This window comes from Arthrobacter vasquezii, from assembly GCF_029455255.1.
Lineage (GTDB): Bacteria > Actinomycetota > Actinomycetes > Actinomycetales > Micrococcaceae > Arthrobacter_D > Arthrobacter_D parietis.
The window spans coordinates 18,652-29,009 of the sequence record NZ_JAROKN010000037.1; the positions used below are offsets into that span (position 1 = coordinate 18,652).

9 protein-coding genes are annotated in these 10,358 nt (G+C 63.8%); 8 read left to right on the forward strand and 1 reads right to left on the reverse strand.

The window, feature by feature from the left end; translation table 11 throughout:
* Window positions 1-325: 325 nt before the first annotated feature.
* The 4 genes from P4U43_RS12710 (at window position 326) to P4U43_RS12725 (ending at window position 3,314) form a co-directional block, all read left to right on the forward strand.
* Window positions 326-1,558, forward strand: coding sequence for a resuscitation-promoting factor (locus P4U43_RS12710; protein ID WP_277359066.1), 1,233 nt, complete (start codon window positions 326-328; stop codon window positions 1,556-1,558).
* Between the two features lie 108 nt (window positions 1,559-1,666).
* A complete protein-coding gene (gene rsmA / locus P4U43_RS12715; RefSeq protein ID WP_277359067.1) occupies window positions 1,667-2,545 on the forward strand; it encodes a 16S rRNA (adenine(1518)-N(6)/adenine(1519)-N(6))-dimethyltransferase RsmA in 879 nt (292 codons plus the stop codon).
* 93 nt (window positions 2,546-2,638) lie between these two features.
* A complete protein-coding gene (locus P4U43_RS12720; RefSeq protein ID WP_235563285.1) occupies window positions 2,639-2,848 on the forward strand; it encodes a hypothetical protein in 210 nt (69 codons plus the stop codon).
* Window positions 2,835-3,314, forward strand: coding sequence for a DUF2975 domain-containing protein (locus P4U43_RS12725; RefSeq protein ID WP_277359068.1), 480 nt, complete (start codon window positions 2,835-2,837; stop codon window positions 3,312-3,314). Before P4U43_RS12720 ends, P4U43_RS12725 begins: the two co-directional genes overlap by 14 nt.
* Before the next feature lie 50 nt (window positions 3,315-3,364).
* Here P4U43_RS12725 and P4U43_RS12730 read toward each other — a convergent pair whose 3' ends face one another.
* On the reverse strand, window positions 3,365-4,258 hold the full coding sequence (locus P4U43_RS12730) for an SRPBCC family protein (protein ID WP_277359069.1): 894 nt from the start codon (window positions 4,256-4,258) through the stop codon (window positions 3,365-3,367).
* A 409-nt stretch (window positions 4,259-4,667) separates the two neighbouring features.
* Between P4U43_RS12730 and P4U43_RS12735 the strand changes: the two genes are divergently transcribed.
* The 4 genes from P4U43_RS12735 (at window position 4,668) to P4U43_RS12750 (ending at window position 10,174) form a co-directional block, all read left to right on the forward strand.
* Window positions 4,668-5,135 (forward strand): hypothetical protein, encoded by a 468-nt coding sequence (locus P4U43_RS12735; protein WP_277359070.1) that lies wholly within the window; start codon window positions 4,668-4,670, stop codon window positions 5,133-5,135.
* A gap of 96 nt (window positions 5,136-5,231) precedes the next feature.
* A complete protein-coding gene (locus P4U43_RS12740) occupies window positions 5,232-6,062 on the forward strand; it encodes a GAF and ANTAR domain-containing protein (RefSeq protein WP_318533030.1) in 831 nt (276 codons plus the stop codon).
* 285 nt (window positions 6,063-6,347) lie between these two features.
* Window positions 6,348-7,058, forward strand: a complete 711-nt coding sequence (locus P4U43_RS12745) for a hypothetical protein (protein WP_277359071.1) — start codon at window positions 6,348-6,350, stop codon at window positions 7,056-7,058.
* Window positions 7,059-7,279: 221 nt separating this feature from the next.
* Complete coding sequence (locus tag P4U43_RS12750) at window positions 7,280-10,174, forward strand: putative bifunctional diguanylate cyclase/phosphodiesterase (protein WP_277359072.1); 2,895 nt, start codon at window positions 7,280-7,282, stop codon at window positions 10,172-10,174.
* The last annotated feature ends 184 nt before the right edge of the window (window positions 10,175-10,358 follow it).

A 10,358-nucleotide genomic window follows, 5' to 3' on the forward strand; every position in this document is an offset into this window, starting at 1 on the left:
ACCGGTAGAAGTCCAGGCCCGGAGCTTGCCCTATTATCACGGTTGGATTACGGTGAACTCTTATTAGCCGGGGTCGGGGAAGGCTTTCGGACTGATGCCGTCCACTGCGGACGGGTTCCTTGTGTATTACCGCTGGCGTTGAGCCGCGCCTGAATGAGGCATGTCAGGTGTGCTCAGCTCAACGTCAGAGGTGCGCTTGAGGCGCCCTCCGCCGTCGTTCATTTGCCTGTGCACTCTGTGCTGCCGCTTTTATTGGGCCGGCTGCAGAGCGCCCTCTCCCCGTGCCCGGATACTGCGGGGAATGTGGGACGTTGTGGCAAAAAGAGTGGCGAAGCGAGTAGCCAGGCGGAATGCAAAGGCCTGGGCTGTCCTGACCGGACAGGGCGTGGTCATGCTGTCTCTGGTGGTTGGACTGGTGGCCTTCGTGGGCAACGGCAAGAGCGTGCAGGTGGTGGTTGACGGGCAGGCACAGACCGTCCAGACCTTCGGCGGCACCGTGGCCGAGGTCCTGCGGACCGCAGAGGTGACCGTAACCGCGAACGACGACGTGTACCCGGCTCTTGCAACCCCGGTTGACGACGGCGCTGCCATCCAGGTCAACAAGGCCACCGCCGTGGACGTCCGGCTCAACGGAGCCGAAACAATTGTCCACACCACGGGTGAAACCGTGGGCGAGCTCGTGACCGACCTCGGCGTGGCCAGCGACTCGGACATCTCCGCACCGGCCGAAACCAGGCTGGTCACCCTCAGCTCCACCCTCAGCATTTCGACGCCGAAGAACGTCACCCTCGCCGTTGACGGCAGGAGCACCCGGATCGAAACCACCATGAACACCGTGGCGGACCTTCTCGCAGAAGCGAAGGTCACGCTCGGCAAGGAAGACCGCGTCTCGGTTCCGGTGAACAGCTCGCTGGTCACCGGCATGGGGCTCAAGGTCACCCGAGTTGAGACCGGCAAGAAGATCACCGAGACCGAGACGATCGACTTCACCTCCACCGAAAAGGAAACCGAGGAGCTGCTCGTCGGCGAACGCGAAGTGGTCCAGGCCGGGGTTGCAGGCGAGCGCACCCGCGTCTTCACCGTGACCGTCATTGACGGCAAGGAGAGTAAGAGGGAGAACGTGAGCGATAAGGTCACCCGCGAGCCCGTCGAGGAAATTATCGCCGTCGGCACCCGGGAGGAAGAGCCGGAGCCGACGCCCGAGCCGGAAGAGGATAAGGCGCCTGAGGCCGAAGTTGAGGCTGCAGCCGAGGCCGCCGCTCCGGCGGAGATCGAAACGCCCGCACACGCTCCGGCAGCAGTGGTATCCGGCGGCGCCGCTTGGGATGCCCTCGCCGAGTGCGAGTCCGGTGGCAACTGGTCCATCAACACCGGCAACGGTTACTACGGCGGCCTGCAGTTCAGCCAGTCCAGCTGGCTTGGTGCCGGCGGCGGCCAGTACGCACCGCTGCCGCACCAGGCATCGCGCGCCGAGCAGATCGCTACTGCCGAGGTGCTCAAGCAGAACGGCGGCTGGGGCCACTGGCCCTCCTGCTCTTCGAAGCTCGGCCTGCGGTAAGCAACACTTCCGCAGCTTTCCCAGCGCCCCTGCCAGTACCGGCAGGGGCGCTGCTGCGTTCCGGGCTCGGCTGCCGGCCTCCGGCGCAGGTCCCGTTACGATGTCTAGGTGAATGACAAGGCGAGCTCATCCCCGGCACAGGCCCTGCTGGGCGCGAGCGAAATCCGCCGACTGGCCGAGGAACTGGGGATCCGTCCCACCAAGACGCTCGGCCAGAACTTTGTCATTGACGGCAACACCATCCGCAGGATCGTTTCGGTTGCCGCCGTTGATCCCGCGGAAACGGTGCTCGAGGTTGGCCCCGGGCTCGGGTCACTGACCCTTGGTTTGCTGGACGCCGCGCAGCGCGTGGTGGCCGTGGAAATCGATCCGGTCCTGGCTGCACGCCTGCCGCAGACCATCACGCGGTGGCGCCCGGAACGGGCCGCGTTCTGCGACGTGGTGGAGGGCGATGCCATGCGCATCACCGAACTTCCCGCCGAACCCACCGCCCTGGTGGCCAACCTTCCCTACAACGTGGCCGTCCCCGTGGTGCTGCATCTGCTGGCACATTTCCCGTCGCTGCGCCATGGACTGGTGATGGTTCAGGACGAGGTTGCGGACCGACTCGCCGCCCCGCCCGGCTCCAAGGTCTACGGCGTGCCGTCGGTGAAGGCCCAGTGGTACGGCAAGATGCGCAAAGCCGGAGTGATCGGCATGAACGTCTTCTGGCCGGCGCCGAAGATCGCCTCCGGGCTGGTTGCGTTCGAACGGCATGAACAGCCCCGCACAACGGCCTCCCGCGAAGAGGTGTTCGCCGTCATCGACGCCGCTTTCGCACAGCGACGAAAAACCCTCCGTGCCGCCCTGGCCGGTTGGGCCGGAAGCGGCGTGCTTGCGGGTGAGGCGTTGGCCCGGGCCGGCGTGGACCCGTCCGCCCGCGGTGAAGTGCTCGACATTCATGCTTTTGCCCGCATCGCTGAGGCGAAGAAGCCTCCGCTCGTCTAGCGACGGTCCTGCGGGTCCCGGTCCAGACCCTCCGCTAGGCTCGAGGCGTTATGCCTGATGGTCTCTCATGGGGGTGGAGCGATGGATGAGTACGTGAGCTCGAGTTTCTTCTGGTTCACACTGGCCCTGATCAACGCGGGTCTTGCGGAACAGAAGAATCGTTCGCGGGGCGTGTGGTTCCTGGTCTCGCTTGTGGTGGGTCCACTGGCCACGGCCCTGATCGTCATCTGGAGGGCACCCGAGCCTGCGGTGCCGTCAATGTCCCACCGCGGCGGGTGGAAGGACCCTGATGAGGGACAGTGAGGCTGGCTGGGACGATGATCGAAGCATCACCAGACACCACATTGCACTCGCCCGAATCCTCATCGGCGCTCTGGCAGCTGGCTCCTTGCTGGCTCAGTTTGTGGTTGTTCCGCAGATTGCCGCTGACGCTGCTGAGCGCTACCCCGAGGTTGCGTACCTGGAGATTCCGTATCTCACTGCAGTTGTGGTTGCGCTCGCTTTCTTCGAGCTTGCCTTGCTGGCAGCATGGCGACTTACGGCCAGGAGAAGGCGACAGAGTCTAACCAATGGCTCACAGCGGTGGATCGATGTGATGACAGCGTCGCTGTGTCTGTCGGCATTGACCGTCGCTGGCATCTGCGTGCACGCGGGGTCCATCGAAAACATTGGCGGGCCCGCGATGTTATTGGGACTGGTCGCCGGCCTCGCCCTGATAGCCGCAGTGGTTGTTCTGAGAAGCAAAGCGGCTCGAATACAGGCACCTTAAACGCCACACGGCGGCCTCCCGAAGGAAGCCGCCGTGGATGGGTGTGAGAGTTACGGTGCGCCAGGACGGCTGCCCGGAGGCATGTAGCCGTCGGCCGTCCGGTCATCCTCGTCACGCTCGACTGCACTGCGGGTGTCGCTGGCAGCGAGACCGTCGGAGTCGCCGGTTGTGTCGGTAAGTCCGTTGGTCTGGTCGAAGGGCTCACCGAGGGGCCGCTCGGATGCGGTCTCGGGTGCCACGTCCACAGGAGCGCCGCCTACAACAGGTGTGACATCCGGCGGAGTGGTGTCCTCAACCGGAACCACCGGTACATCAACAGTGGTCGCCTCCGTATCGGTGCTCTTCTTGTTGCCCGCTGCTGCCGCGACACCAGCTGCGGCTGCGGCGGCCACGCCAACTCCTGCGGCTGCTGCCTTGCCCGAGATACCGGCCTTGCCGCTGTCCCCGCGTGAGGCGGCGGCGTCGGTGACGGTTGGGGACCCCAAGGTGTCGCCGGCGACGGACCCGCGCCAGGCGCCCGTGGCATAGCCCTCGTCCTCGATGAATTCCTTGAAGCGCTTGAGGTCACCCTCGGCTTCCTTCTCGACGACGTTGAGCTTGTCACCGATCTTCTCGATCATGCCTTCGGGCTCGTACTCAAGCTCGAGGCGGATGGTGGTCTGGCCTCCGCCGACGTCCTCAAACGTGACGGCTCCGGCGTTGGTGGCGCCCTCGGTGGCTGCCCAGGCGACGCGGCGGTCAGGCTCCTGAGCAACGATCTTCGCTTCCCACTCGCGCTTCACGCCACCGATTTCGGCAACCCACTGCAGGCGGTCGTCGGTCAGCTGCTCAACCTTCTTCACCCCGCTCATGAAGTGGGGAAATTCTTCGAATTGTGTCCACTGGTTGTAGGCCACGCTCACTGGAACGTTGACCATAATCTGCTTCTCGATCCTCGTGCTCATAGCGTCTCCTTAGGATTGGAACATCAGATGAACGATCAATTCATCAGTATGCTTACCATACCCATCGACGGTACATCTGACCATGGCTGGGCACAAGAACGACGACGGCGGTGGACGCGGGATTCGTTGCTTCGCCGATAGGTTGAAGACCATCCGGGACGTCCTTGGGGGGGGCGTGAGAAAAGTAGCGGGGTGGCTGTGCATCGGCATGATCCTTGCCTGGGCAGGCGCGTTCCTGGTGTTGAAGGCGCGGAAAGCGTGCTCGTGTTGAACGTGATGCTTGCGCGTGTAGCGCCCGACGGCGGGTGACCGACGAAAGCGCGAACCTATCGTTTAGGTCACGACGCTTCCCGCACCACCCGCGCCCTCTATATGCTCGACAAAACTTCGATCGGTCTCGGGGGAAAGCATGCGGAAACTGGCCATTCGGCTGTGTCTCATCATGGTGCTCGTCTGGGCCGGCGCCTTTTTCTTCGTCAAGACGCACCACGATTCGGTAGCCGTGCAGCTGGGAGCCGTGGCCGATCAGTTGAAAATCCCTCATGGCTGGACCGTGGTGTCCCAGCACGTCGAGCGGGAACGGTTCATCTGTTTCAACAACAAGTCCTGCCCCACCCTCAGCCGCACGTGGCAGGCTGACCGGGTGCTGGAAGCCGAAGACGTTCTACGCTTGGCGGAGGCTTCCGGATGGGAGTTCGAGCTCGAGGGAACCTGCGAGAGAGGCCCCGAATCAATCGGCCTGAGCAGCGTCTGTTCTGCGCTCGCGACCTACGAAGGCCACCAGATCCAGCTGAGCGTGGACAGCCTTGAAGCCGGAGCGCCGAGCCTGATCCGGCTGCAGCTGAAGGCCCTTGGGACCGAAGAAGCCACGGAATGACGACGGCGGGACGGTCCGGAAAAATTCGACGCGTGAGGACGGCGAAACGTAGGCTGTACCTACGGTTAAAAAGCGGCCGCCACTAGCTACGCCGTCATGGTTGCTAGGTCATTCCTTTGGCGCGCCGTCTACGCCGCGGGTCTGAGCTACCTTCCCGTGCCGCCTGGCATGACAGATCCGGAGGCTGCAGTGAGCAGCAATGAGCTTTCCGATGTACGCACCGACCACCGACTGCAAGACGCAGTACTCGATTCCGCAGACGTTGAGGCCTTCCTGAACGAGTTGTGCCGGCATGCCGCCGGTGCCCTCGGTGACCGTGAAGAGATTCTCTGCGGCATCACGCTGCTGCGGGAACGCAAGGCTGCCACCGTAGCCAGCAGTAGTGAACGCGCCCGAGAGATGGATGAAGTTCAGTACAAGTTCGACGACGGCCCGTGCCTCTCCGCCGCACGGAACCAGACCACAGTCCACGTTGCAGACGTCAATCAGGAAGAACACTGGGCGGACTACATCGGCGCTGTCGCCGATCGCGGAATGCAGTCCATTCTCGCTGTTCCCTTTGACCTCATGGGAGACGCCAAGGCTGCGCTGAATCTCTACGCGGACAGGGCGCACAAGTTCACGGATGAAACCGTAGAGAGAGCTGCCGCCTATGCCGCAGAAGCAGCCCGTTCACTGCGCCTGGCTGTGCGGATTGCCCATCACAGCGAGATAGCCGAGGATCTGAGAACAGCAATGGAATCGCGGACGGCCATCGACATCGCGATCGGAGTCATCATGTGCCAGAGCCGCTGCAGCCAGACCGAGGCGTTCGAGTTTCTCAAGAAAGCCTCCTCCCACCGCAACATCAAGCTGCGCGAACTGGCAGTCCAAATTGTTGCCAGCGCCGGTCAGTCTGCTGAACCGACGACTCATTTCGACCGCTGATCGGAAGGGTTGAGAACTTACCCTCTGGCCCGTCCGAGTGACCCTCCCCGGGACAGCGCGCTGCTTGACCGCTCCGAGAAGAGCACAATTCAAGTGTGCGCCCGTATGAGCGCCGGGAGAAGACCACCGCAGCCCGCATAACAGTTTGCTCACGTGATGATTCCGTGCTGTTGGGCAGGCATCCGGGGCAGTAAAGTCCGTCAGTGGGGATGCAACACTGCAGGGTTTCTTGCCTGGCGATTCCATGCCACCTCTTATTTACTTCGTTTCCGAAAGTACGGTCTCTTGTCCAAGCTCCCAGCAGTCCTCGCCCTCACTGTCACCACCACGCTCCTTCTTGTGGGCTGCACAAACGCAACCGGTGAACCCGAAGCCCGCACCACCACCGCTTCCGCCTCTCCATCGCCGTCCGCAACTCCCACCCCGGAGGAAACCGCCACAGAGGAACCCGCAGAGACCCCGGAGCCGAGCGCCGAGCCGTCTCCGGAGCCCAGCGACGAGCCAAGCACTCCGCCAGCTACAGAAGCTCCCGCGGAACCTGCACCGACCCTCGAGCCGCTTCCCACTGCTCCGGGCGATCCCTTTGTTCCGCCGCCGCATGGCGAGCCAAACCCGGGCACGCCATTCGTCCCGCCACCCCACGGTGAGCCCAACCCCTTCGCGGGTGCCCCCAACACGGTGACGCCGGGCCCCGTCTGGGGTTCTGTGCAGACCGTCGTCCAGGCTGGAACGGCGTTCACCATCACCGGCAGCGGCTACCAGCCGGGCCAGCGAATCACCGTCTTTTTCGGGCCTTCACGCACGGACTACTCGATCATCGGCGAGCAGTCCGCCTACGCAGGCCCTTCCGGGAACTACAGCTTCACCATCACCCTGTCACCGGACATCACGCCCGGAACCTACGGCGTGCTGACGGCCACTCCGGACGGGATGCCCAGCGGACAGTCGATTGACGAGACCCGACGCTGGGCCACCATCGAAGTCGTCGCACCGTAGCCGGGCCCTACAGACGACGACGGCGCCCGCCTGGCGCCCGCCTCCGCACGCCGTTCCGCAACCACCCGATCCCAGCGCAGGAATAACACCGTTCCTGGCGGCTTTGCCGCAGGATTTCCCTAACGCGGGCGAAACGGCCACGGCTCCTTGGTACCGTTCAAGGGTTGTGCGGGCACTGCGTTGTGCCCCGGGGAGTTCCGTTATAGGCAGGAAGAAGTGCTGTGGAAGATCTGGACGGCGGCGCTACAGGAGGAGAAACCTCTACAGCGACCACACGGCTCTTACTACAGGTGGTCGCGGACCAACTCGGGCCATCCGGCACGGAGCGGGTCTTGCAGCGGGCTGGCCTGCAGGGTCAGAAAGCAAAGCTGAGCGGCGTGACTGGGAGGATTCCCCATGCCACTACCGTGCGGCTGTTCGACGCCGCCACCGCTGAAACCTCCAACCCCCGCATCGGTTTGCTGCTCGGCCCCGCCGCACTGAAGGACCGTGGCCTCGCGCCGCTACGGACCCTTGCCAGAGCGCACGGCTCCACCTCGGTACTGCTGGGCAGCGCATCCCGGCTCTCAACCCGCCTGGACACGGGCTCCGTCATCCATGCCGATGAGGTGACGGACGGAAAGGCTGTGCTCAGATGGTGGGTGCTGCCTCCGCACACTCTCCATCAGGTCGACTGCGACTACACCTTCAGTCTGCTGGCCCAGGCCCCCGCGCTCTTCGGCCTGTCACCGGCCCAGGTTTCCCACGATCTGTGCCAGTTGGATGGCGCAGAGGAATGCCGTTATGAGGTGACGTGGAAAGAGAAACCGTTCCGACGCTTCCGCAGACGCCGGGTCGATCGCCGGAAGAAGAGCACACCAGTTGAGCTGGAGTCAGCCGAACGCCGGCTGAACGCGCTGCAGGGCGCAGCAACCGACCTGACCAGCGGAGAGTCGCTGGCAGAGGTCCTCGAACGGATCGCCAGCAGGGCCAACGTCGCAGTGCATGCACCCGGCCATCTCCTGGCAGTAACCCTTCCGGACGGCAGTCGCCACATCAGTACCCGCGGCACAGGCACCCTGCTGACCGGGGCACTGGGCTCCGGTACGGAGCTCAACCTGAAACATCCCAGCCTTACTGGTCTGCCCATCGTCACCTCCCCGGTCATCTCCGCCGATCACTCCTACGGGGTACTGGCCGCCGTTGCGTATCCCGGCCAGGAGTTCTTCCCAGAGGACGAGGCCACGCTGAGCGCCTATGCCCACCACGCCGCCGTCGGTCTGGATATTGCGCGGATGTTTATCGAGACCCGGGAACAGGGCGAAACCGCCCAGCTGCTCCTGGAGGTGGCGCGCTCCCTGAACCAACGGTCCACCGTCGAAACGGTGGCCCAGACAGTGGCCGACGCCGTTCCCGCCTTATCCGGCGCGGACCGTTCTGCTGTGGCCCTGTGGGATGACGACGCCGGCGAGGTGCGGATCGGCGCGATGGTGGGTTGGACGGGCGCCCTGGCGGACAAGCTCGCGAACTACATGACCACGGCAGCAGAGAGCCCGGAACTGGCCGAACTGCTCGCCAGCAATCTCCCGCAACTGGCAGACCGGAACGGATCGGCGTGGGCGCAGCGCACGGTGGAGGAATTCGAGATTCAAGCCTTCGCCGGCACACCCATCACCACCGACGGGAAACTGGTCGGGATCATCCTGGCCCACTGGGCTGACAGGCCTGCGCCAACAAGCATCGAGGGTGTGATGACCGAGCGGCTGGCGGGGCTTGCCGGGCTGGCCGGCGTCGCGCTGGACAATGCACGGCTCCTCGAGGAGACCCAACGGCAGGCCCTTCACGATCCCCTCACCGGGCTGCCCAACCGGGTGAAGCTGGAAAGCAGCATCGAAGCCGCACTGGTGAGGGCTGCCTGGACCGAAGGGCGGGTGGGGCTTCTCTTCTGTGACCTCAACCGGTTCAAGCGCATCAATGACAGCCTCGGGCACAGCGCCGGGGATTCCGTCCTCCAGCAGGTAGCGGCCCGCATCACCGATGCAGTACGCGAGGGTGATCTGGTGTCGCGCTACAGCGGAGACGAGTTCATCGTGCTCCTCGAGAACCTTCACGCTGATACCGAGGCGGAAGTACAGGCCGAGGTGGAGGGCATCGCTGCCCGGATCCGGCTCATTCTCGGTGAACCGTTCGAGGTGAACGGGAAGAGATTGTTCCTCGACGCCGCTATCGGGACAGCGCTCAGCGAAGCCCTGACAGCCGGCACACCGGATGACGTGACCCAGGCGGCCCGGAGGCTGGTTGAGTCCGCTGATCTCGCTATGTACCGGTCGAAGGCTCGAACCCGCGGACACGCACCCGGCAGAACGCATTCCCCGTACCGGCTCCAACTCGAAACGGATCTTCGGGGTGCAGCCGCCAGGGGTGAGTTGCAGGTACTTTTCCAGCCGCAGGTGAATCTGGAGACCCGCAAGGTCGCGGCAGCTGAGGCCCTGCTGCGCTGGCGACACCCGGAGCTGGGCATGATCTCGCCCGCTGAGTTCATCCCGCTCGCCGAGGAGAGCAATCTGATGGGTGAGATCGGCGCTTTTGTCCTTGCCGAAGCCTGCCGTGCGGGAGCGGTCTGGCACAGTCTCGGCCATCCGATCGACGTGGCAGTCAACATTTCCGCAGCGCAGCTCAACACCGCATGCTTCGCCAATCTGGTCACGCAGACCCTGCATGAGTCAGGATTCCCGGCCACAGCCCTCATCCTCGAAATCACTGAAACCCAGGTAATTTCGGAGAACGCGGACGTTAGCAGCCTCTGGAATTTGAAGGAACTGGGAGTCGGTATTTCCATCGATGACTTCGGCACCGGATATTCATCGATGACCCAACTCCATCGGCTCCCCGTGAGCGAGATCAAGATCGACAAGTCCTTCATCAGCACGCTGGGACCGGACGGCTCTGATGCCTTCGTTGCAGGCATCGTAGGGCTGGCCCGCGGCCTCGGACTCCGGGTGGTCGCCGAAGGTGTGGAGAATACCCAACAACTCGCCGTCCTGCAGGCACTGGGATGCGAACGCGCACAGGGCTACTTCCTCGGCCATCCGGCCGACGCCCGCGGACTGCAGGACCTGCTGGTCAGCTGCACCTGATCTCCACGGGCACGCCCCGAGCACCTCGGGCCCGCACCTCCAAAAGCGACTCACCGACCCCCAATTTGGGAACCGGCTTATAAACACATACGTTATTCATGGATGAGGCGTCCGTAGAAAAACGAAAGCTTGGTGCAATCGGTTTGGAACTCATCGACCTATTAATTGGCATGGCTATTCTCAC

Bases quoted from the DNA above. Each gene is read 5' to 3' on its own strand.
- P4U43_RS12725 (WP_277359068.1), top strand. From the start codon at position 2,835: ATGAGGGACAGTGAGGCTGGCTGGGACGATGATCGAAGCATCACCAGA.
- P4U43_RS12740 (WP_318533030.1), top strand. From the start codon at position 5,232: ATGGTTGCTAGGTCATTCCTTTGGCGCGCCGTCTACGCCGCGGGTCTG.
- P4U43_RS12730 (WP_277359069.1), bottom strand. From the start codon at position 4,258: ATGAGCACGAGGATCGAGAAGCAGATTATGGTCAACGTTCCAGTGAGC.
- P4U43_RS12735 (WP_277359070.1), top strand. From the start codon at position 4,668: ATGCGGAAACTGGCCATTCGGCTGTGTCTCATCATGGTGCTCGTCTGG.